Source organism: Nonomuraea sp. NPDC050022, from assembly GCF_044460705.1.
Classification (GTDB): domain Bacteria; phylum Actinomycetota; class Actinomycetes; order Streptosporangiales; family Streptosporangiaceae; genus Nonomuraea.
Genome location: NZ_JBITKE010000005.1, coordinates 146,657 through 169,418, shown reverse-complemented (window position 1 = coordinate 169,418; position 22,762 = coordinate 146,657). Strand labels below are relative to the sequence as shown.

Genomic DNA, 22,762 nt, shown 5'->3' with positions numbered 1-22,762 from the left:
GTCGGCCGCCAAGACAACGGACCGGTCGATCTGGTCGGTGAGCACCGCCGGGGTGCTCAGGTCGGAAACCGCTGCACTTGGTCGGGTAGCACCGGTGTGGTGTTCAGGTCGGAGATCAGCGGATCTGGTCGGTGAGTACCGCTATGGGCGTTCAGGTCGTAGACCGGTGGACCTGATCGGTGAGCACCGCTACGGATGTTGAGGTCGGAGGCCGGTGGGTCTGGTTGGTGAGCGCCGCTATGGGTGTTGAGGTCGGAGGCCGGTGGATCTGATCAGTCAGCACTCGTTGCGGTGCTCCAGTCGGAAAATGGTTTGCCGGGTCAGCCGGCGCCTTGTCAACCTTGATGAGCTATGCGATCCCTTCCAGAAGCCGATTTCGGCATGCCCGACATCCGCAGCCCGCTCCGGTACCTGTGGTGGAACGCGCGTGCCCAGGCCCCGGCATTGCTGGGCGGCATCGGCTTCGCCACCGCCTGGTGGCTGTTGCAGGCGCTGGTCCCCGCTGTGCTCGGCAAGGGCATCGACGCCGTCACGGCCAAGGACACCGACGCGCTGCTGACCTGGTCGGCGATCATGCTCGTGATCGGCGTGCTGCAGGCGTTCACTGGGATCATGCGGCACCGGATGGCGGTCTACAACTGGCTGGCCGCCGCCTACCGCACCGTACAAGTGACCACCAGGCAGGCCGCGCGGCTCGGTGCCACGCTGCCCAAGCGGGTCTCGACCGGCGAGGTCGTCAGCGTCGGCAACTCCGATATCTCCCACATCGGCAACTCGATGGAGATCCTGCCGCGTGGCACCGGCTCCGTCGTGGCGATCATCGCGGTCACCGTGATCCTCATCTCCACTTCGCTGCCGTTGGGGCTGCTGGTGATGTTCGGCGTGCCGCTGATGGCCGTCGCGATCGGACCTCTGCTCAAGCCGCTGCACAGGCGGCAGAAGACCCAGCGCGACCTGATGGGCGAGCTGTCCACCAGGTCGGCCGACATCGTGGCGGGCCTGCGGGTGCTGCGCGGCATCGGTGGCGAGCAGGTGTTCGCCGCGCGCTACCGCGAGGAGTCCCAGCGTGTACGGGCCGCGGGCGTCAACGTGTCCAAGGTCGAATCGCTGCTTGAAGGCGCGCAGATCCTGCTGCCCGGAGTGCTCATCGCGGTCGTCACCGGGATAGGCGCCTCGTTCGCGATCGGCGGCGAGATCACCGCCGGCCAGCTCGTCGCCTTCTACGGCTACGCGGTCTTCCTGATCGGCCCGATGCGTACGCTCACTGAGGTCGCCGACAAACTGACCAAGGGCCATGTCGCCGCCCGCCGCGTGGTGCGCATTCTGTCCATCGAGCCCGAGGTGTCAGGGGGCACGGGCACCAGTGAGGGCGGCGTGCTGCGCGACTCCTACAGCGGCGTCACCGTCCAGCCGGGCGTCATGACCGCGATCGCGGCCGCTCTGCCGGAGGACGCCATCGCCATCGCCGACCGGCTGGGCCGCTATGCCGAGGGCGATGTCACCTTCGGCGGGGTCGACCTGGCGACGTTGCCGATGGCCGAGATCCGTACGCGCATCCTGGTCGCCGACAACGGCGCCCGCCTGTTCACCGGCAGGCTCCGCGACGAGCTGGAGGTCCGTGGCGACTCTTCAGGCGAGCTGGAGGTCCGTGGCGACTCCTCAGGCGAGCTGGAGGTCCGTGGCGACTCCTCCGACGAGCTGGACGTCCGTGGCGACTCCTCCGGTGAGCGGGTGGCGCAGGCGCTGTACGCAGCCTGTGCCGAGGACATCATCGAGGCCCTGCCCGACGGGCTCGACGCTCTGGTGGCCGAGGCGGGCCGGGAGTTCTCCGGCGGGCAGCAGCAGCGGCTCCGGCTGGTCAGGGCGCTGCTGGCTGATCCGGAGGTGCTCATCCTGGTCGAGCCGACCAGCGCCGTCGACGCCCACAGCGAGGCCCGCATCGGCGAGCGGCTGGCCAAGGCCCGCGTCGGTAAAACCACGCTGGTCTGCACGACCAGCCCGCTGGTGCTTGACCGCACCGACCACGTGATCTACGTCGAGAACGGCAGGGTGCTCGCCGAAGGCACGCACCGCGACCTGCTGGCGACCTCACCGGAATACACCGCGACCGTGACGAGAGGGGAGGACTGACGATGGCCCGCGAGATCCTGCCGGTCGCCGACCAGAGACAGGTGCGCGCCTACGCCAGGCGGCTGACGCTCAAGTATCCGCGTCAGCTCACCGTCGTGCTGGCCCTGCACGGGTTCGCGGCGATTGTGGGCCTGGCCGTGCCCTGGCAACTCGGCAATCTGGTGCAGAACGTCCAGGACGGCGGCCATGTCAACGTACTGCTCTTCGCCGTCGGTATCGGCGCGTTCCTGTTCGGGCAGGGCGCTCTGGTACGTTACGCGGTGCTCGCCTCGGCCAAGCTCGGCGAGAAGGTCCTCGCCGAGCTGCGTGAGGAGTTCGTCGACCGGGTGCTCGGCCTGCCGCTGTCGACGGTGGAGCGGGCCGGTTCCGGCGACCTGATCACCAGGACCTCCCGCGACGTCGACTCCCTCTCCCAAACCGTCCGGCACGCCGTGCCCGAGACGCTGATCGCGATTGTCACTTTCACGATCACCGTGGGCGCGATGGTACTGGTCAGCCCGTTGCTCATGCTGCCGATGCTGATCGCGGTGCCGCTGCTCTGGATCTCCACCCGCTGGTACCTCAACCGCGCCCGCGACGGCTACCTGCGCGAGAACGCCGCCTACGCGGACATGACCGAGGGATTGGCCGAGACCGTCGAAGGCGCCAGAGCCGTGGAGGCGCTCGGCCTCCAGCGGCGGCGGGAGGCGCGGACCGCGAACGACATCCGCGGCTCGTTCGCCGCCGAACGCTACACGCTGTGGCTGCGCACGATCTGGTATCCCGCCGTCGAGCTGGGCTATGTGATCCCGGTCGTCTCGACCCTGTTCATCGGCGGCCTGTTCTATACCAACGGCTGGGTGTCGCTGGCCCAGGTCACCGCCGCCACCCTGTACGCGCAGCAGCTCATCGACCCGCTCGACCGGTTTCTCATGTGGATCGAGGAGTTGCAGGTGGGCGGGGCCGCCATGGCCCGGCTGCTCGGCGTGGCGAACGTACCCGACGACCGGACCGCCTCCACCGCTCGGCCCGCGGGCGAACTGCTGGAGGCCGACGACGTCCGCTACGCCTACCGCGAGGGCCGCGACGTGCTGCACGGCGTGTCGCTGACCGTCCGGCCAGGAGAACGGCTGGCCATGGTCGGCCCTTCCGGCGCGGGCAAGTCGACGCTCGGCAGGCTGCTGGCGGGCATCCACGGCCCGCGTACGGGCGCGGTGTCGGTGGGCGGTGTGCCCCTGGTCGACCTGCCCCTCGACGACCTGCGCGGCCACGTCGCGCTGGTCACCCAGGAGCACCACGTCTTCAAGGGCACGCTCCGCGACAACCTGCTGATCGCCCGCCCGGACGCCGACGACACCGCCGTACGCGCGGCCCTCATGGCGGTCGACTCGCTCGACTGGGTGCTCGCCCTTCCCGACGGACTCGACACGGTCGTCGGGTCCGGTGGGCTGGCCGTCTCTCCTGCCCACGCCCAGCAGCTGGCGCTGGCCCGCCTGGTGCTGGCGGACCCGCACACGCTGGTGCTGGACGAGGCCACCTCGCTCATCGACCCCCGAGCCGCCCGGCACCTGGAGCGGTCGCTGGCGGCGGTGCTCGACGGTCGCACGGTGATCGCCATCGCCCACCGCCTCTACACGGCGCACGACGCGGACCGGGTGGCGGTTGTCGAGGACGGACGGATCAGCGAGCTCGGGTCGCACGATGAGCTGGTGGCGGAGGGCGGTTCGTATGCGGCTCTGTGGAGCAGCTGGCACGGGACCCCGGCCACCATCGGCTCCCTCGCAACGGAGGAGTCGGCAGAGTCGCTGGCACAGCACTCCTGACCGCCGACTCCTGGCCATCGACTCTGGGTGACCGGCCACCGGTCACCGGCTCCCGATGGGCGGCCTTTGGGGGTCGACGAACCGGCCTCCGGGGGTGGTCAGCACTTCGCTTCAGAGGACGGCAAGGTGCGGTCCGTCAAGTAGCGGAACATGTGATTGCGGGCGCACTCGTTGGAGGCGAAGAGTGTGTGTCCCGGGCCCTCATGGCGGATGGTGGCGCTGCCTGGCACCTGCGTGAGAATCCGGGCGACCGCGTCGGACTCGCGCCAGGCACCAGCGCCCAGCATCGGCGGCAGGCCCTTGGGGAGGGGCGCGGGCGGGTTGGTCACTGAGACCGGCCAGCCGATGCAGCCGAGCGTGCCCGTCGCCAAAGTGTTGGCCGCGCCCGCGTTGGGGGCGATCTTGCGGAGTCGGGCGATCGTCTTGTCGAGCTCGGCGCGGCCAGCGGGGCGCGGCCAGTCGGTGCATTCGGTGACGCCGGTCGACTGGTCGGGGTAGCGGGAGCCGCGGGCGGGGACGAAGCCGGACGCGTCGCCGCGTACGGCCTTACGGAGGGCCTCCGCCAGCTTGGGATAGCTGTCGGGACCCTGGTGGGCGAACCCCATGGCGAGGGATTGCAGGTCGCCCCCCGTATAGGCGATTCCTGCAGACTTGGCCGGAACCGGGGAGCGGTCGGCCTTGGCCACCAGGCCGCGCCACTGGGCGGACAGCTCTCGGCACTTGCCGGCACCGGCGCACCAGGTGAAGAAGCGGTTGAAGGACGTCTCGTTGTCCTTGGCCATGTTGACCATGTCGGTGGTCCAGTCGGTGCCGCTGTGGCTGATCGTGCCGTCGAGCACCATGGTGCGCACCTGGGCGGGGAAGAGCCGGGCGTAGTCCTGCGCGTAGATCCCGGCGTAGGAGGCGCCGTAGAAGTTGAGTTTGCCGTCGCCCAGAGCCTTTCTGATGGCCTCCATGTCTCTGGCGTGGTCGGCCGAGCTCATGTTGGCGAACAGCTCGGGGTCCTTGTTGCGGCAGGCCTCCGCGTAGCCGCGGTTGGTGTCGGAGAGCCGTCCGAAGGCGGCGTCGTCTTTGGGGAGGTCGGGCAGCGGGATTCGGGTCCAGGTGCAGGCCAGCCCGGTGCTGAGGCCGCTGAACTGTGCACCGTAGCCGCGGGTGTCCCAGGTGATGACGTCCATCCGTTCGCGCAGCTTGGCCCAGAGGTCGGCGTAGGTCTGGGTCAAGGCGATGCCGGGGCCGCCGGGGCCGCCGTAGGCCACCAGGACCGACCCTTCGGCGGAAGTGCCTGTTGCCTTCAGTCGGCCCAGCTTGAGGGTGATCTTGCGGCCGTCGGGTTTCTGCCAGTCGGCGGGGACCTGGAGGTCGGCACAGGTCATCCCGACTTTGTCGTTGGGGCAGGCGGCCCAGTCGAGGGTGGCCGCCTGCTGGGACTGGACGCCGGAGCCGAGGAGGGCCATGGCGATGGAGAGGGAGATGTGCTTGAGCATGCGCACGACGATCCCGCAGCGGGGGTTCCGGGCACATCGGACCAGGGGCTGGTCTGGGGGGAGGCGAATCAGCCCGTGGCATGTCATGCCACGGGCTGATGACACCTGAGACGCGGCCCACCCCGAGTGGTCGACCGACGAGTGTCACCTACAGCGCAGACCGACGAGTGTCACCTACAGCGCGGGAAGCCGGGCCACGGCCCGCGCCAGGCGGTCACACGCCCAAGGACCTCTTCAGGAACTCCACCTGCAGCAGCAGCAAGTTCTCCGCCACGACCTCCTGCGGCGTCATATGGGTGACCCCCGACAGCGGGAGCACACTGTGCTGCCGCCCCGCCGCCAGCAGCGCCGACGACAGGCGAAGCGTGTGCGCGGCCACGACGTTGTCGTCGGCCAGCCCGTGGATCAGCAGCAGCGGCCGCTCCAGCTTGGCCGCATCGCCGAACAGCGAGGAGTTGTCGTACACGTCCGCCTGCTCGTCCGGATGCCCGAGGTACCGCTCGGTGTAACACGTGTCGTACAACCGCCAGTCCGTCACCGGCGCCCCCGCCACCGCGGCGTGGAACACGTCGGGCCGGCGCAGCACCGCCAGTGCCGCCAGGAAGCCGCCGAACGACCAGCCCCTGATGGCCACCTTCGTCAGGTCGAGGTCGTCGGGGTATTGCTCGGCCACCCCCTGCAGGGCGTCGATCTGGTCCTCCAGCGGGGGCGTGGCCAGGTCGTTGAGCACGGCGCGTTCGAAGGCGGGGCCCCTGCCCGGGGTGCCGCGGCCGTCGGCCACGATGACGGCGAAGCCCTGCTCGGCGAACCACTGGCTCTCCAGGTAGCCGCCGCGACGGTTGAGCACCCGCTGCGCGTGCGGCCCGCCGTACGGGTCCATCAGGACCGGTAGCTTCCGCGAGCCCTGCTCGTGCCAGGAGGGCAGTACCACGGCGGTGGACAGGTCGCGGCGGCCGGAGCGGCCGAGTGAGACCCGCAGGTCGAGGCCGGGGCGCTCGGCCAGCGAGGGGATCGGGATGGCCATGCCGTCACGCCGTACGACCGTGGTGGACACGCCCTCGGTGTCGAGACTCTGCTCGGTCAGTACGCCGACGCCGCCGGACATCCGCCCAGAGAACACGCCGGACCGGGTCGAGACGGGCAGTAGCGAGTGGCCGTCCCAGGTCCACAACTGGATCTCGGTGGGGTCGCCGCTCGCGCTGAACAGCACGCTGTCGTGGTCGACGTCGAGCACCGCGCGTACTTGCAGGGTGGGCGGAGTGACGGCGCGGTCACCCACGAACAGGCGGTTGCCGCCGTCGGCGGCGGCCACCCAGACCAGCGAGCCGTCGTCGAGGTGCGCGGGCACGCCGGTGACGACGTCGACCCAGGCCGGATCGGTGTCCTCGCGGATCAGCGTGGACACGCCGGTCGCCGGATCGACCGCGAACAGGCGCAGCCTCTTCTGATCACGCGACATGGTCACGATCGACAGCGCATGGGAGCTCCAGGCGGCCGTCGTGAGGTATTCGTCCTCGTACGGCACCGCCACGCGCGACCCGTCGACTCCGAGCACGAACAACTGGGTCACCGCGTTGGGCGTGCCGGCGGCCGGATAGCGCTGGGCCGTCGCGGGCCGGTCCGGGTTGGCCGGGTCGGCGATGTGCCAGGTGTGGACCGGAGCCTCGTCGGCCCGTTCGACCAGGAGCGCGTCGCTCGACGGCGACCACCAGTGGCCGCGCATCCGGTCCATCTCCTCGGCGGCGATGAACTCGGCCAGGCCGTACGTGACGGTCGGCGACTCGGGCTCCGCGAGGGCGTGGTCGTCACCTGTCGCGAGGGTGTGCACCCGTAGGGCACCCCCGCTGACGTACGCGACCCGCTGGCCGTCGGGGGAGATGCGCGGGTCGATGACCGCGCCCGGCGTCTCCAGCCGCCGGGTGTCGCCGTTGGGCAGGTCGGTGACGTACAGGCCGCCGGCCAGCGCGAAGGCGGCCCTGGTCACCGAGGAGTCGGTGCTGTAGCCGACCACGCCGCCCGCCTGCTCGCGGCTGCGCTCGCGCCGGGCGCGCTCCTCGGGCGGGAGGTCGCCGTCGTCGGCGTCGAGCGTACGCGGGTCGATCACGAGGCGCTCGACGTGAGTCTCGGTGTCGAGTTCCCACAGGCACGTCACCGGGTCGGTGCCGGACTTCGTACGCAAGAATACGACTTTGCCGCCGTCGGGGGAGATCGTGAAGCCCCTGGGCACTCCGAGGGTGAACCTGCGGGTCCTGGCCGACAGGCGCGGGAAGCTCTCACTCATGCCCTAATCCTGCCAGTACGCTCGAACGCATGACTGACCGACGGCTGCTGCTGGTGCACGCCCACCCCGACGACGAGTCGATCGGCACCGGCGCGACGATGGCCAAGTACGCGGCGGAAGGCGCGCACGTCACGCTCGTGACCTGCACGCTCGGCGAGGAGGGGGAGATCATCCCCCCGGAGCTCGCCCACCTGGCCGCCGACCGCGACGACACGCTGGGCACGCACCGCATCGCCGAACTCGCGATGGCCTGCAAGGCGCTCGGCGTCGAGGACCACCGCTTCCTGGGCGCGCCGGGCCGTTGGCGCGATTCGGGCATGATGGGCGTCGCCTCCAACGACCGGCCCAACGCGTTCTGGCAGGCCGACCTCGACGAGGCGGCGGGGGACCTGGTCAAGGTCATCCGCGAGGTACGGCCCCAGGTCCTGGTCACTTATGACGACAACGGGTTCTATGGGCATCCCGACCACATTCAGGCACATCGCGTTTCGCGGCGGGCGTACGAACTCGCCGCCGACCCACGCTTCGGTGAGGGTGCGCCGTGGCGGATCACGAAGTTCTACCACACGGCCGTCGCCAGGTCGGTGATGCGCCGTACGGCCGAGGCGCTGCGCGCGGCCGACATCGACTTCCTCGTCGAGGACGTCGACGACATGCCGTTCGCCAGCCCCGACGAGGTGATCACCACGGAGATCGACGCGCGGCCGTGGGTCGGCAACAAGCTGGACGCCATGCGCGCGCACGCCACGCAGATCAGTGTGGACGACCCGTGGTTCGCGCTCTCGAACAACATCGGCCAGGAGGCGCAGGGCGTCGAGCACTACATCCTGGCGCTCGGCGTGCCCGGCCACGCGATGCCCGGCGCGCCGATCGAGGCGGGCGGGATGGGAGCGCCGCACAACCGCGAGAATGATCTCTTCGCGGGCATCCACTGACCGTCGCGGATGATCTGGTTTCCGGCCTCGCGGACGGTCTCTTGGCGGGCGGTCACTGACCTCGCGAATGATCTCTTCGCGGGCATCCACTAACCTCGTTCTTCATGGAGCAACGCAGCCAGGCCGAGTCGGCGTTGGGTGGGGCCGCCTACGGCATGCTGTTCGTGTTGGGGCTGGTCATGGGCATCGTGGGCGGGTTCACGCAGGCGATTTGGCACGTCGGTCCTGTCCCGTTCGTCGGGATGATCCCGGGCTCGGCGATCGGCTGGCTGCTCGCGCTCTTCGGCGTCTGTTTCGGGGCGGGCAAGCTCATGGGTTCGCGCCTCGGAGTGTCGGTGACGGCACTTGGGTGGCTGCTGGTGTCCATGCCGTTCTCGCTCAAGCTGTCGCAGGGCGACCTGGTGATCTCCGGTAACGGCCCCGCCGGGTTCGTCTACCTTTACGGGGGCATGGCGGCGGTGGTCGTGGCCTTTTGGCTGGCGCCTTCGTCGGGCGGCGGTTCCTGGTTGTTGCATGGCCAGCAGCCAAGGAACCCGACTTAGAGGCATAAAGTAGCGATCGTGCACCATGGTTCCACAGAGCAGCACGTTGATCGGGACATCTACCGCAAGGTGGTCGGCCGATTCGCCACTGGAGTCGCGATCGTCACGACCAGGCTCGACGGGATCGATCACGCGATGACCGTGAACTCGTTCACGTCCGTGTCACTGGATCCCCTGCTCGTACTGTTCTGCGCGGAGAAGGTGGCCCGCTTCCACGACGCCGTGATAGAGGCGGGTGTGTGGGGAGTGTCGGTGCTGCCGGCCTCCATGGAGGACGCGTCGCGGTTCTTCGCGCATCGGGGGCGGGAACTCGACGGGCAGCTGGCACGCTGGGCGCACCATCGGGGCGAATCGGGCGTGGCGCTCTTCACCGACGCCGTGGCGACGCTGGAGGCCCGGACGACCTCCGTCCATGAGGGCGGCGACCACTCGATCGTGGTGGGTGGGGTTACCGCGCTCGGCGCCCGGGCTGACGACCGTCCGCTGCTTTACCACCAGGGCCGCTATAAGACGTTATGAGCAGTCTTTTGCGGCCGCCCCGGATGCATGACTGAGGATTGTCCGGGGGCACGCTCCTCGGGTGGAGGTGGCTGGGCGCCGATTTGTTTTGCAATCTTTTACGGCAGGCCTGGTGGGCCCCGCCCGCCGCACGGGGTTGGGCTCTGTCCAGGGGCACGCTCCTCCGGTGGAGGTGGCTGAGCTTCGTGACGTGCGCATTCTTGACTCCGGCCGTGGTCATTCGTGGGCCGGTGCCCCCTATGTGATGGGCTCTGTCGGCTCTACGGGCGGAATATGGGTCCTGTAGCCCTGTGCGCGTGTGTCCGGTCGCGTGTGGCCGTGTGCTTGTGTGCCTGTTTGCCACGGTGACCGCCGACCCGGCGCTGGAGGGGGAGCCGGGTCGGCGGGTCGGGATTATTGGGCCTCGGGAGCTGGGGCTGTGTCCGTTGGCGCCGGTGCTTCGGCCGCCGTGTCCGTGGGCACCGGTGTTTCCGCCGTGGGGGTCGCCGACGGCGTTTCCGCCGCTGGCGGGCACGTGGGGACCGGGCCTGCAGCGGACTCGGTCGATGTCGCCGTCTCGGTGGCCGTCACGGACGCTGTGTTCGACGCCGTCTCGGGCGCTGTTTCGGGCACTGTCTCGGAAACCGTGTTCGACACCGTGACCGACGGGGTCGGGGTCGGGGTGGGTTCTGGAGTCGCCGAGGTTGTCGGGATTGTCGAGTTTGTTGGGGTTTCTGGGTTTGTTGGGGTTTCGGTGGGGGCCAATGGCGCTGCGGTGTTGGGTTGGCACGTGAAGGTGACCGTGGCGGTGACGGTGGCCGCTGGGGCGGCTTCAGTTACCGTGGCCGTGGCCTGCTGGGTGACCGTGGTGGTCGCCGTGGCAGTTTCGGTCACTGTCACGGTCGCCGTATTGGTCACCGAATCGCTGGTGCCAGGGGTGCCGGTGATCGTCGCCGTGGCCGCCGCCGTTGGTGTGGCTGTCACGGTGCGAGTGGGCCAGGGCAGGACCTTGACCTTGATGCCGGGTTTGCCCTTGACCTTGTAGCTACCCTTGCCGATCTTCTTGCTCGTCTGGCCGGCACCGGTGGTCACGGGGAGGTCGGTGGCCGTCGTCTTGCACGACTTGGCCTTGCAGACCTTCTGTTTCACGCTGAACCTGGCCGCTCCGTCGTACTTGATGGAGACATCCAGATACGAGACGCCCTTCTTCTTGACGACCTTCGTCTTCGCGGTGTACTTCCCGACTTTAGGGGTGGGGGTCGTCGTCGGGGCGGCGGCGGGTAACGCCACCTCTACGCGGAGAGGAGGGCCAGTGGCATTGAGGGGATCGGACGCTGACGTCTGGGTGATCGCGACTCCGCCGACTCCGGCCAAGGCCATGGTGCCGACCAGCGCGCCCACGATGGTGAATCTCATAATCCTGCTCTTGGGGGAGATTTCAGGACGCGGATCATTATTCCGTCTTGTCAAGATTGGTCAAGGCTGAAACGCATGAACAGGCGCTATCGGTTCCGGCGGGCGGTGAACTACGTCAACCTCTCCACCCCGCTCGGTCTGCTGATCTCCGTCGTAGGCGGTGCCACGAGGCAGAGTGGGCCCAACGGCCTCGTCCTCGCGTTCGGCTACCGCTACCGCTTCCCCATCGCCGGGGCCTTCACCGTCGGAAATGTCGTCCTGACCAGGCGCGACTCGCTGGAAGACCAGCTCATCCGGCACGAGGGCCGGCACGCCACCCAGTGGGCCTGGTGCGTCGGCCTGCCGATGCTCCCGCTCTACTTGGTGGCCATGCTCGTGTCCGTAGTGGTCTGCGGGCACCAGGCCTCGTACAACGTCTTCGAACGGCTGGCCGGACTTGACGACGGCGGATACCCACGCGCACCCCTCTGGTGGAGAAGGGGCGGGGGCCGGGATCGGTTGGGGTGATCCACGTACTACTCCTCTGGTCAGAGGTATGAACCGTTCTTCATATTCGCTATGAGAACCTGGGATTCTGCTCTGGGGTCGTGGTCCGTGCTGTGTCGGTGAATGTGATCCGCGGGATGGATCGGTGTCCGGCGGGCGGGTATCGCTCACGTGTTCTACCCAAAGATGCAAACTCTTGGTAGCGTTACGGTCACATATCGTGGTGGCGGGGGGTGGGCGGGGTGCAGGTTGGGCTCCAGCCCGTGCGGTACACGTGTCGATGCCGCCTGGTCACCCATCACCTGATGGGGGCGGTGGGTGAGTAGGCTCACCGCGACCGCTCCCTGCACCGCCCATGCCGCCGTGGTGGAGGCGAGCGGTGAGATCGTCGGGCAGGCGCTGCTGGTGCGGCGGGTGACCTGGTTGACCGCTCTGGCACGCGATGTGACCGCCCGTTTGGTGGTGGCCCGGTGGAATGCGGCTGATCTGGACGCTTTGGCCTCCGGGGTGAGGCTGGACGGGCGGGTGTTGCCGTCGAAGGGCTGGATGGCGCTGCGCAGGCTCGGCTGGGGTGTGAGCCCGCCCTCGGGGGTGTACGTCTGTGATCGGGTGCTGCGGTGCGCGCAGGAGCAGGCCGCCCGCTTGTTGCGGCTGGCGTTGCACCGGCGCCGTCTGGTGGCGGCGATCGTGGCGACGTGGCCGCAGGATACGGGTGCACGCACCGGCGCCGAGTGGGAGGCGTTGGGTGCGCTGCTGCCGGACGGGGTGACGGCGGCCGACATCCGCAGCCGGACCCGGCAGGTTCGCGCGTATCGCGACGCGCATGAGGTGTTCCCGGCCGATCTGACCGAACTGGAGGAGCCGCCGAACGTTGCGGCGCAGGTCGTGCTGGCGGCGGCCGACCGGCAACTGCTCACCCTGGAGCGCGTCGGCGACGACGGCCGCAGCGCCCGGCTGCGGGTGCGGCTTCCGCTGGTGGAGTTTCCCGCCTCTTCCAGGGACTGGGCGTGGCATGTGCTGCCGGTCGCGTTGCCGCCGACGGTGCCGGCGGAGGCGGCGTTGTGCGCCCCTACCGTGCGGGTGGTCAAGGGGCGGGTGCGGGTCGATCTGCCGTTCCAGATCGCGGTCGGTTTCGCGCCGGCTACCGGTCATCGCATCGGGTGCGGGTTCGACTGGGGCCTCAACGGGCTGCTGGTCGGCGCGGTAGGGAAGCTGACCGATGGCCGGGTGATCAGTGATGGGCGGCCGCTGGTCTACGATGCGAGCGGTGTGTCGGCCAAGCTGCACCGGCTGCGCGGCGAGCGTGAACACCTGGCCGCCAAGCACTGGCACCTGTCAAAGGCTGCTGGCCGGGATCACGCCTGCTGATCCCCGCTACCTCGCGTTGCGTACGGCCTGCCAGACCCTCGGTGTCGAGCATGAGCGGCTGTGCGCCCGTATCCGGCATCTGAACAAGGCATTGACCTGGTCGGCGGCGCGGTGGGCGGTCGACCAGGCCGCCGCCGCGGGGGCGACGGTCATCTATCTGGAGGACCTGGCCACCCTGGAGGCGCGCGGACGCCGGGCAGGGCGAACGCGCGCCTGTCGGGGCAGGTGCGCGGCCGGATCGTCGAGGCGATCCGGCATCTGGCGGCCAAGTACGCCATCGCGGTGGTCACGGTCGCGGCGCGTGGCACTTCCCGGTACTGCCCCCGATGCGGGGACGGCACGTCGGTGCTCCGGCATTGCCCGGCCCCGGACCGGCTCGCCGAGCGGGGCTGGAGGTGGGCTTACTGCCCGGCCTGCGGCCTGTCCTGTGATCGGGACTGGGCAGCGGCCGAGCGGATCGTCTCCCGCGGCCTGCTCGGCCAGCACGCTACCCGCACCCACCGTTCCACCGGGGTGCGCACCATCCACGCCGTCGTGGAGAGGAATGTCGCCCGCGCCCGCCGAACGCGCAGGCTCACCCGGGCGGCCCGCCGCGCCCGCCGTACCCGAACCGATCTGCACCCCCGCCCGGCAGCACGCGACAGAGCCAAGAGGCGCCCCACCCCGAAACGGCCCACCCGTACCCCGGCCAACTCACGAAACAACTCGATGACGTCCAGCCGTGTGCCCGACCGGCGCACGGTGCCCGCCCCACCGCCCACCGGCGGTGGACAGCGTCCGGCGGGCCATGCACCCCAGCCGGGACGGCACCAGCCGCACCGGACAGGGCATGCCAGGAATTCTCACCATCGGACCGGCTTCCACCACGCCAAAGCCACCCCCGTGCTCATACACATCGAGCACGGGAACAGCCCAGGCCAGGCCACGCCCGTCCGAGTTACCTGACTCCTTCAGGGAACCACAGAGAATTCAAGACGCTTCACCCGATCGGGGATCGTGGTTGCTCAGGGTGATCTATATGCGCCTCGGGTGGGGAGGGACGGGGGTTGGTCAGGGTGACCCGCGCAGCCTCTGGTGGGGCGGTTGAGGTGATGCGTGTACCCCTCTGATGGGGAAGGGGCGCAGGTCACGATTGGTCTGGGTGACTGATCCGCTACGTAGGGCAGAGCGACGCGTATGACGCAGACGATCGAGGTCCCGCACTGGCCGGACAGCTTCAAGGACCGCCTCACCGCCCCGCTCCCCGAGTTTCGTGAGTTGCTGAGCGTCACCTGGCATGGCGCGTTCCGTCCGGACATCGGTGACGCCGACCAGATTCCGGTGCTGCGCAACGGCGGTCTTCCTCGGGCCAAAACCGGCGAGACCATGGTCACCTGGGTGGGTCACTCCACATTCGTCCTGCAGATCAGAGGGTTAACGATCCTGACCGATCCGGTGTGGTCGCGCAGGATTCCCGGTGTACGGCAGCGGCTGACGCCTCCGGGTGTCGCCTGGAGCGACCTGCCGAGGATCGACGCCGTGGTGATCAGCCACAACCACTACGACCACCTGGACGCGCCCACCATGCGCAAGCTGCCGAGGGACACGCCGATCCTCGTGCCGGCCCGGCTGAAGCCCTGGTTCGACCGGCGCGGCTTCACCCAGGTGACGGAGCTGGACTGGTGGGAGTCCACGTCGATCGGCGGTGTCACATTCGACTTCGTACCCGCACACCACTGGAGCCGGCGGACCGTCTGGGACACATGTAAGACGCTTTGGGGTGGGTGGGTGATCGACGGCTCGGTCTACTTCGCGGGCGACACCGGCTATGGAGACCGGCTGGCGCAGATCGGGGACAGGTTCGGCGGGCTGGACCTGGCGCTCATGCCGGTGGGGGCGTATGAGCCGCACTCGTTCATGAAGGCCGCGCACGTCAACCCCGAGGAGGCGGTGCGGGGGTGTCTGGACGTCGGGGCGCGGCGGATGGCCACCATGCACTGGGGCACGTTCGTGCTGTCGGGGGAGCCGCTGCTGGCGCCGATCAAGGCCGCACGGTCCGCCTGGCGCGCCCAGAGCTTGCCACGAGAGGGTCTGTGGGATCTGGCGATCGGGGAGTCGCGCTCCTTCGTCTCCTGATGGGTTTGGGCTGTGGGTCGGTGGCTGGCAGGGGTCACGTTCCTTCGTCTCCTGATGTGTGTGGGATGTGGGTCTGTGGCTTGTGGGGGGGGTGACGCTTCTTCATCTCCTGATCTGTGGGCTGTGCGCTGGCGGGCGGGGGAGTCATGTTCCTTCGTCTCCCGATGCGTTTGGGCTGTGCGTCTGCGGGTGGAGGAGCGTGCCCAGAGTCAGGGCGACGATGGCCAAGCCTGAGATCGCGCCCGCGCAGAGCACCGAGGCGGTGGACGGGCTGACGATGGTGATGCCGAAGAGGGCCAGGGCCGAGACGATCGCGGAGACGGTGATGTACGTCCCGATCGCCAGCCGTACGACACGCAGGCGGGTCTGCTCGGACGGGTGGGTGCGGGAGAGGAGCCAGGCCAGGGCGGGCAGGAGCAGCACACCGTGCATGAGGATGGCGTGGGCGGACTTGAGCGAGCCGGCCACCGTGTAGGCGAGCTGCTGGGAGCCGGTCATGGCCTCGACCACTCCGCGGGCGATCATGATGCCCCCAAAGGCCATCGCCGCCAGGAACGTGCCGAACCCGGCCTGGACAGCCAGACGCATGCTGGGCGATCCGGCCAGACGTACGCTGGGCGCTCCACCGAGACCTGTGTTGGGCGACCCGGCCAACCGCACGATGAGAGACCCGCCGGGATCCGTGCTGGGTCCGGTGTGACCTGTGCTGGGTGACCCACCGGGACCCGCGGCGGGTCCAGTGAGACCCGTGGTGGGGGAGCCGCCGTGACCTGTGCTGGGCGGCTCGCCGGTATCCGGGTGTGATGGGCGGAAGGCGGAGATGGTCATGAAGATTGCAACGGCGATCAGGGTGAAGCCGCCGGCGGCCAAGGTTCTGGCGATGAGCGAGTCCACGTCGGTGGACATGTTGAAGTGCGAGGGCACGCCGCGCCACGCCTGCACGCTGATGAGCGCGACCTCCATGACCGAGGCCACGGCGAAGAGGCCCAGGAGGACGTTGCGCCTGCGTAGCTGGATGAACTGTGACACCCAGGTGAGCGAAAGCACGCTCAACCCGAACGAGACCCCGAACGTGAACGGTTTGCGCCACGACACAGGGCCGTCCCACGGGCCACCGTCGACCACGAGCACGCCCAGGTGGACGAGCCCGGAGACGATCAGGAGCAGTCCGATCAGGTACCAGAGGCGAGTCATGTTCGCCATGGTGACGTGGAGGAGGGGGCGTGGGCGTCAGCCCAGGGTCTTGATTCCACATACGGCTGTGGTCGTAGCTGCCAGGTCAGGGGATGAGGCGCAGAGGTTAGCGAGCGCCCTGCCAGGCCAGGAGCGGGTCGCAAGGGTCAGGGGAGCGCCCCACCAGACTAGGGAGCGCCCGGCGGGCCAGGAGTAGGCCGCAAGGGTCAGAGAGTGAGGCGCTGGTCAAGCGCCGTGCCTGGTCAAGGAGTGAGGCGCAAGGTGTGGACGGCGGTCTTCTTGACGGTTGCCGGTTTTGAGTACATCGGGAGTAACTGTCCCTTAGCCCACAGCGGTGCCTGGTCCCAGTAGTTGTCGTGGAACGCGTGCCCCGAAGCCCCCGTCAGGTTGATCCATTCAGACTTGTCCAGATCGCCCAGATCGACGATCATCCGCATCGACGGCACCGAAGTCACCGCGTAGTCGCGCTGCGCGTTCCAGCCGGTGGCGTTCGGCGCGTCCTTGCTGCCCGGTACCTCGAACGGGCCGCGGTTGAAGAGTGCCTCGATGGGCGCTATGCCCGATGTGCCGAGTGAGCCGTTGGTGAGCGTCAGCTGGTGCAGGTCGCCCCAGCGCCAGGCCTTGACGTCCGTGCCGAGCCGGTCGGACACCTCCTGGTAGGCCGAGGCCAGCGCCTGCTGGACGATGTCGTCGCGGGTCTCGGTACGGCCCTTGGTCGTGGTGTCGTCCCAGTACGGGTCGTCGGGGGTGTCGAGCAGTCGCTTGATCACCTCGTACCAGCGGTCGCCGCCGTTCGGCCTGGCGCCGGCGGGCAGGTCGTCGTCGAACGTCAGCTTGAGCAACTGCCGCCAGACCGCGTTGAAGTACGCCGCAGGCGCCGAGTCGACGCCCTGTGAGCCGTCCCAGTCCTTCAGCGACTGCCTGGCCTGTACGGCAGGACCCGCCAGAGGCACCCGCATCAGGGCGGGGACCAGGGTCTTGGCCAGGCCGTTCTGGGTGTCCTGCTGGATCTTGGACATGGTCGTGGCGTCGACCTTGCCCTTCGCGATCTCCTGGTTGAGCCGGTCGATGATGCGCTGGGAGCGATAGCCGTACGCCCAGTCCTTGGTCAGCAGCGGCCGGTACTGCCTGGGGTCGATGACGGCGTTGTTGGCCGTCACGATGTAGCCGTCGGAGGGGTCCTCCATGGAGGGCAGCTGGTCGTAGGGGATGGGGGCGGTGCGCCAGTCGTACTCGCCGGTCCAGCCGGGCACCGGCCATGTGCCGTCGCCCTTCTGGCGTACGGGGATCCGGCCGGGCGCCTGGTAGCCGATGTGGCCCTCGGTGTCGGCGTACACCAGGTTCTGGGCCGGCACGTCGAAGAGCGCGGCCGCGGCGCGGAACTCCTGCCAGTCGGTGGCCGAGTTCAGCGCGAAGATCGCGTCGACCGTGGTGCCGGGCGTCAGGGCGGTCCACCGGAGGGCCACGGCGTTCGCGCCGTCGCTCGGTTTGACGTCGCCCATCACCTCGTTGATCAGTGGGCCGTGCCGGGTGCTCCTGACGTTCAGTGTGACCGTGGCGCCGCCGGCCACCTTGATCTCTTCCTGTCGGGTCTCCAGCTTCACCGACTCGTCCTTGTACAGGTACGTGTCGCCCTTCACCCGCTCCAGGAACAGGTCGGCCACGTCGGGGCCCAGGTTGGTGAAGCCCCAGGCGATCTTGTCGGTGTGGCCGATGATCACACCGGGAACGCCGGAGAAGCTGAACCCGGTCACGTCGTACGCGCAGGATTCCGTGATCTTCCGGCAGTGCAGCCCGACCTGGTACCAGACGGACGGCATCTGCGCCGACAGGTGCGGGTCGTTCGCCAGCAAGGGCTTGCCGCTGGCCGTGTGCTCGCCGGAGACCACCCACGAGTTCGAACCGATGCCCTCGCGGTCCGCGGCGCTCATCGTGCCGGGCACCGCGTCGAGCGCCTTCGCGGCCTGGGCGAGCGCCCTGGCCGCGCCCTGGCCTTGTGTTGTCGCCTCCTGTGGCGTGGTCTTGCGTGTCGTGGTGCCACGCGGAGTGGTGCCGCGTGGAGTGGTGCCGCGTGGAGTGGTGCCGCGTGGAGTGGTGCCACGTGGAGTGGTGCCGCGTGGAGTGGTGCCGTCCGTTGTGGTGCCGCGCATGGAGGTGTCGCGTGCGGGCAGACGGTCGCGCTGGTCGAAGCGGTTGTCGGCGATCGTGCCCTGGGTGACGATCGGCATATGGCTGTCGTACGGGTAATCCGGGTAAAGCTGCTCAACCCGGGCCCGAGGCAGCTTGGTAAGCGCCAGAGCGCGGTCGATCTCGTCTTCCATATTGGAACGCAAGTCCCAGGCCATGGCCTTGAGCCAGGCGACGGAGTCGAGCGCGGTCCACGGCTCGGGCTTGTAGGACCCGTTCTGCACCTTGAGCACCGAGTATTCGAGGCTCCGGTCGGAGGCATTGGGGTTGGCCTGGAGCCAGGCGTTGACGCCCTTGGCGTACGCGTCGAGGTAGCGGCCGGTGCTTTCGCCCAGCTCGGGCAGCTCCTGCTCGGCCACCTTGCGCCAGCCCATGGTCCGGATGGCCTTGTCGTTGTCGAGCGTCGCCTTGCCGAACAGCTCCGACAGCCGCCCTGAGGTCACGTGCCGCCGGAAGTCCATCTCCCAGAACCGGTCCTGCGCGTGGACGAACCCCTGCGCCATGAACAGATCCTCGGCCGTGTCCGCGTAGATCTGTGGAATTCCCGCTTTATCGCGATAAATCTCCACATTCCCGGTTAAACCGGGTAGCCGCACGGCTCCGTCCACCTGAGGGAACGACCGTCGCACCGTGTACACGAGCACCCCGGCGAGCACCAGCGCGAGGACGAGGACCACGGTCAATGCCCGCGCCACCCACCGGAACGGCCAGGGCATCCAGGCGTAGGGCCGCAACCTCACGAAGACCTCCATCTCTCGCGCAGCCCCTCAAGTCTGACAGCCCACGATCACTACTCCCGCCCCACGAGCCCCTCCTGAAACACCGGCGCCTACGGGGTTCCAGCACATGGGGACGGCCGGCCAGGGGTAACGAAGGGCCGACTGCTCCAACATCGAACTGCGGCCGGGGGAATCTACCGAGATGCGGCCGATGCTCCCGTCTTGAGGCGGGATGTTGTGGGCGCGGGCGGGGACAGGACGTGGAGACTTGCCGGTAGGCGGGTCGGTGAAGCGTCAAGCATCCTGGCCGCTGCGAAAGCAGCAGGCGAGGAGCACGTCAATCCCACACCTGTCCGGAAGGCGTATCGGAAACCCGGACACCCATCCTCACAAGGGACTCCCGCAGCCGGTCCGAAGCCGCCCAATCCCCCGCCTCCCGAGCCCGCGCCCGTTCGGCCAGCAGCTCCGCCGCCCCCGGCGGCAACGCCGGCCGTCGAGACCGCCCGATCTCGACGGCCAGGTCCAGCCCCAGCACCTGGTCCAGATGCAGGAACGACTCCAGCTTCGCCCCCGGCGCCACCGACTCGTCCCGCTCCAGCTCCCGCAGCGCACGTAGCGCGGCCGGCGTGTCGAGGTCGTCGTCGAAGGCGGACTCCGCCCGCCGTACGTAGTCGGCCGCCATCGGCGCGCTGGGCGACTCCGACCACTCGGCCACCCGTGTCCGCCACCGCCGTACGGTCCTGTCGGCCGCGTGCAGGGTGTCCCAGGTGAGGTTGAGCTGCTGCCGGTAGCGGTGTTCCAGGAACGCCAGGCGTACGGCCAGCGGATCGAGGCCCGCCTCGGTCACGTCGGACAGGAGCACCACGTTCCCGGTGGACTTGGCCATCTTCCGCCCGTCGAACAGCAGGTGCTCCCCGTGCACCCAATGACGCACCACCTCGTGGCCGGCCGCCGCGTTCGACTGGGCCCGCTCATCCTCGTGGTGGGGGAAGCGCAGGTCGATGCCGGCGGTGTGGAGGTCGATGCGCTCGCCGAGGAAGTGCAGCGACATGGCCGAGCACTCGATGTGCCAGCCGGGGAAGCCGCGGCCCCAGGGGGCCTCCCAGGACAGTTCGCCGTCGGAGGGCTTCCAGAGGGCCCAGTCGGCGTGGAAGCGCTTGCGGGGGTCGGTGCCGTCGGGACGGAGGGAGTCGAGGCGGTTGCCGGAAATTTCGCCGTAAGTGGGGAAGGAGGTGGCGTCGAAGTACACCGCTCCGTCCGGCAGCGCGTACGCGTGTCCCCGCTCGATCAGCTTGGCGATCAGCTCGATCATCAGGTCGATCGTCTCGCTCGCGCGGGGCATGTGCTCAGGCGGCCGCATGTTCAGGGCGGCGGTGTCCCGCTTGAAGGCGTCCTCGTAGTAGCGGGCCAGGTCACGCGGCGAGCGGCCCTCGGCCCGCGCCCGCATGAGCACCTTGTCCTCGCCGGCCTCCGAGTCGTCGGCCAGATGGCCCACGTCGGTGATGTTCTGGCAGACCACCATGCGGACCCGCTGCCGTTCCAGGACCCGCCGGATCAGGTCGGACAGCAGCTGGGAGCGCAGGTTGCCGACATGCGCGTGGCGATAGACCGTCGGCCCGCAGGAGTACATGCGCATGGCGCGGGCGGGGGCGATCTCCTCGACCTGCCTGGCGCGCGTGTCGTAGATCCGCAACATCCCCCGAGCCTAGCCCCCGGCCTCCAAGCAACGTCAGCCACCCAAAAAGCCGACGATGTCCCGGTCCCCCCGCTCCCGCAGCCGTGCCAGCACCTCGTCACGCGTCGCCGTGTCCGGCAACCCGATGCGCGCCCCGATCAGCCGCAGCCCCTCCAACTCCGAGGTGACCGGAGCGGTGTAGCCGATCAGATAGAGCGCCCGGTTCAACGGCGGCATCCCCGGAGCCGCCGCGGGCAGGTAGCGGGTCAGCAGCTCGCCCCCGTCGGACACGGTCAGGAAGACGTGGTCGCCCTCCCCGGCCTTGAAGTCCGCCAGCACGTTCCTGATCGACCCCATGGTCGGCTGGTTGTGCCAGCTGACCACCACGTCGCCGGACGGCGTCGCGGCCGTGAGCTGCCCGCCGGGAGCCATCCCCAGGTACGCCGCGAACCCCGTCGGCAGCGGCGACCCCGACCCGCGCAGGTGCTCGGCGTTGACGTCGACGCGGTGCCACCAGCGGCCGTCGCGGCTGCGGAAGCTGCGCCGGGTCTCCGACACGTCCCTGCGCGGCTGGTACGGCTCGGCCTCACCGGTCGGCGAGGTGCCCGCCACCCGGATCCAGCCCCGCTGCGTCCGCTCGAACCCGGGACCGCCCGAGTAGGCGCGTACCGAGCTCTCGCTGACGTCGTAGCGGGAGGTGAGGTTCGAGACGATCGTGCTGACCGACGCCTCACCGCCGGCGCGCTCGATCTCCCTGGCGATCATCTCCCGGATCCCCAGGTATTCGTCGCCGCCCCATCTGGTCAGCCCGTACTTGTTCCGGTCCACGCGGCGGAAGCGCTCGTCGGCGGTGAGCTGGTTGCGGATGCCGACCAGGCTGTAGTCCTCGCCGATGCGCTCCTGGATCTCCTCCGGCGTCATCGGCTGCCCGGCCACCGCCAGAACCGCCTCCGCCTTCTCGTTGATGCTGCGCGGCCACGGCACCACGTGCTGGTCCAGTACGCGCAGCTGTGGCACGGCCAGGATCCACCGCTCGGCCACGTCCTCGCGGATGCCGAGCTGCGTGACCATGGTGACGGCCTCGCCGATCGGCCGCGGCCCGTCGGTGAACAGCTGGCGCGTCTTCTCCCTCAGCTCGTCCGCGCCGCCCGCGATGAGCCAGCCGTCGGCCTGCTCGTACCCGGTCAGCAGGGTGCGGACGAACCGCCAGGCGGGGATGCCCAGCGTGCGCAGCTCGCCGCGGTGCCACGGCACGGCCGCGGCCAGGTCGTCGGCGGGTACGGCCGAGCCGAGCCGGCCGCGCAGCCAGGTGACGTGCGCGACGAGCGAGACCGCCTCCGGGCCGCCCAGCCAGGCTTCGACATGGTCGCGCAGGTCGCGTTCGATCTGCCGGATCCGCTCCCGCGTGACCGAGAAGCGCTGCGCCAGCTCGTCGAGTGTGGCCCGCTGCGAGGCGTACAGGCGGTCGCGGGCGATCGCCCGCTGCCGCTCGTCCAGCGCCGCGAACAGGGCGTCGATCAATTCGGGCAGTGGCTTGTCCGGCCGGGCCACGGTCGCGGCGACCGGTTCAGACGGAGGTTCGAGCAAGCGCTCGAACACCCCGCTGAACAGCTTCTGCACGACGTCCTTGCCCAGCATCTCGGGCGTACGCTCGGCTTCGGCGGGGTCGGAGAAACGCAGCAGCGGCAGGATGTCGCCGATCAGCAGGTGCCCCCAGCAGGCCACGGCGAGATCGGCGAGATGGCCCGCCACGGTCTGCGTTGTGATGACCGCGCACGCGCGGTCGAGGGGAATCGTCTGCCACCACGCCTCGGGAAGCTGGGGCTCCTCCACGATCGGCGCTATCTGCACAGGAGAAGTCCAGCGCAGCGGTGGCGCGAGGTCGCTCAGGCTGAGGTTCATTGAGGTCCAACCGGCAATGGGAATA

16 protein-coding genes are annotated in these 22,762 nt (G+C 69.1%); 9 read left to right on the top strand and 7 right to left on the bottom strand.

Translation table 11 applies throughout. The features are described 5' to 3' along the window. Positions 1 to 351: 351 nt before the first annotated feature. Entirely contained in the window at positions 352 to 2,130 is a 1,779-nt protein-coding gene (locus ACIBO2_RS22240; RefSeq protein WP_397298784.1) for an ABC transporter ATP-binding protein, read from the top strand. Between the two features lie 2 nt (positions 2,131 to 2,132). Continuing rightward, the gene (locus tag ACIBO2_RS22235) at positions 2,133 to 3,932 is read left to right on the top strand and encodes an ABC transporter ATP-binding protein (protein ID WP_397298781.1); all 1,800 of its coding nucleotides are present in this window, start codon (positions 2,133 to 2,135) and stop codon (positions 3,930 to 3,932) included. Between the two features lie 98 nt (positions 3,933 to 4,030). Here ACIBO2_RS22235 and ACIBO2_RS22230 read toward each other — a convergent pair whose 3' ends face one another. Both ACIBO2_RS22230 and ACIBO2_RS22225 read right to left on the bottom strand, forming a co-directional pair. Beyond that, entirely contained in the window at positions 4,031 to 5,419 is a 1,389-nt protein-coding gene (locus ACIBO2_RS22230; RefSeq protein ID WP_358558170.1) for an alpha/beta fold hydrolase, read from the bottom strand. Between the two features lie 214 nt (positions 5,420 to 5,633). Further along, positions 5,634 to 7,700, bottom strand: a complete 2,067-nt coding sequence (locus ACIBO2_RS22225) for a DPP IV N-terminal domain-containing protein (protein WP_358558173.1) — start codon at positions 7,698 to 7,700, stop codon at positions 5,634 to 5,636. Positions 7,701 to 7,729: 29 nt separating this feature from the next. Here ACIBO2_RS22225 and mshB point away from each other — a divergent pair, with 29 nt between their 5' ends. The 3 genes from mshB to ACIBO2_RS22210 all read left to right on the top strand — a co-directional run bounded on the left by mshB (position 7,730) and on the right by ACIBO2_RS22210 (position 9,696). Further along, positions 7,730 to 8,635: an N-acetyl-1-D-myo-inositol-2-amino-2-deoxy-alpha-D-glucopyranoside deacetylase gene (gene mshB / locus ACIBO2_RS22220; RefSeq protein ID WP_358558176.1), complete on the top strand. Its 906-nt coding sequence runs from the start codon at positions 7,730 to 7,732 to the stop codon at positions 8,633 to 8,635. A gap of 104 nt (positions 8,636 to 8,739) precedes the next feature. Further along, complete coding sequence (locus ACIBO2_RS22215) at positions 8,740 to 9,177, top strand: DUF6113 family protein (protein ID WP_357944186.1); 438 nt, start codon at positions 8,740 to 8,742, stop codon at positions 9,175 to 9,177. 18 nt (positions 9,178 to 9,195) lie between these two features. Beyond that, positions 9,196 to 9,696 carry a flavin reductase family protein gene (locus ACIBO2_RS22210; protein ID WP_358558179.1) on the top strand — a complete coding sequence of 167 codons (501 nt, stop codon included), beginning with the start codon at positions 9,196 to 9,198 and terminating at the stop codon, positions 9,694 to 9,696. Between the two features lie 393 nt (positions 9,697 to 10,089). On the opposite strand, the gene ACIBO2_RS22205 is transcribed toward ACIBO2_RS22210, so the two are convergent. Continuing rightward, entirely contained in the window at positions 10,090 to 11,076 is a 987-nt protein-coding gene (locus ACIBO2_RS22205) for a hypothetical protein (RefSeq protein ID WP_397298775.1), read from the bottom strand. A 90-nt stretch (positions 11,077 to 11,166) separates the two neighbouring features. Here ACIBO2_RS22205 and ACIBO2_RS22200 point away from each other — a divergent pair, with 90 nt between their 5' ends. From ACIBO2_RS22200 to ACIBO2_RS22185, 4 genes are all read left to right on the top strand, one after another. Then, a complete protein-coding gene (locus tag ACIBO2_RS22200; protein WP_357944194.1) occupies positions 11,167 to 11,598 on the top strand; it encodes a hypothetical protein in 432 nt (143 codons plus the stop codon). A 297-nt stretch (positions 11,599 to 11,895) separates the two neighbouring features. After that, the gene (locus ACIBO2_RS22195; protein ID WP_397298772.1) at positions 11,896 to 12,945 is read left to right on the top strand and encodes a hypothetical protein; all 1,050 of its coding nucleotides are present in this window, start codon (positions 11,896 to 11,898) and stop codon (positions 12,943 to 12,945) included. Positions 12,946 to 13,170: 225 nt separating this feature from the next. Then, on the top strand, positions 13,171 to 13,890 hold the full coding sequence (locus tag ACIBO2_RS22190) for a zinc ribbon domain-containing protein (protein ID WP_397298770.1): 720 nt from the start codon (positions 13,171 to 13,173) through the stop codon (positions 13,888 to 13,890). 231 nt (positions 13,891 to 14,121) lie between these two features. Next, positions 14,122 to 15,060, top strand: coding sequence for an MBL fold metallo-hydrolase (locus ACIBO2_RS22185; RefSeq protein ID WP_397298767.1), 939 nt, complete (start codon positions 14,122 to 14,124; stop codon positions 15,058 to 15,060). 144 nt (positions 15,061 to 15,204) lie between these two features. Here the strand turns inward: ACIBO2_RS22185 and ACIBO2_RS22180 are convergent, their stop codons facing one another. From ACIBO2_RS22180 to ACIBO2_RS22165, 4 genes are all read right to left on the bottom strand, one after another. Beyond that, entirely contained in the window at positions 15,205 to 16,254 is a 1,050-nt protein-coding gene (locus tag ACIBO2_RS22180) for a hypothetical protein (RefSeq protein WP_397298764.1), read from the bottom strand. Positions 16,255 to 16,496: 242 nt separating this feature from the next. After that, positions 16,497 to 19,157 carry a penicillin acylase family protein gene (locus ACIBO2_RS22175; RefSeq protein ID WP_397299883.1) on the bottom strand — a complete coding sequence of 887 codons (2,661 nt, stop codon included), beginning with the start codon at positions 19,155 to 19,157 and terminating at the stop codon, positions 16,497 to 16,499. Between the two features lie 340 nt (positions 19,158 to 19,497). After that, the gene (gene cysS, locus ACIBO2_RS22170) at positions 19,498 to 20,856 is read right to left on the bottom strand and encodes a cysteine--tRNA ligase (protein WP_358551717.1); all 1,359 of its coding nucleotides are present in this window, start codon (positions 20,854 to 20,856) and stop codon (positions 19,498 to 19,500) included. Between the two features lie 33 nt (positions 20,857 to 20,889). Beyond that, a complete protein-coding gene (locus tag ACIBO2_RS22165) occupies positions 20,890 to 22,737 on the bottom strand; it encodes a sigma factor-like helix-turn-helix DNA-binding protein (protein ID WP_358551715.1) in 1,848 nt (615 codons plus the stop codon). Positions 22,738 to 22,762: the final 25 nt, after the last annotated feature.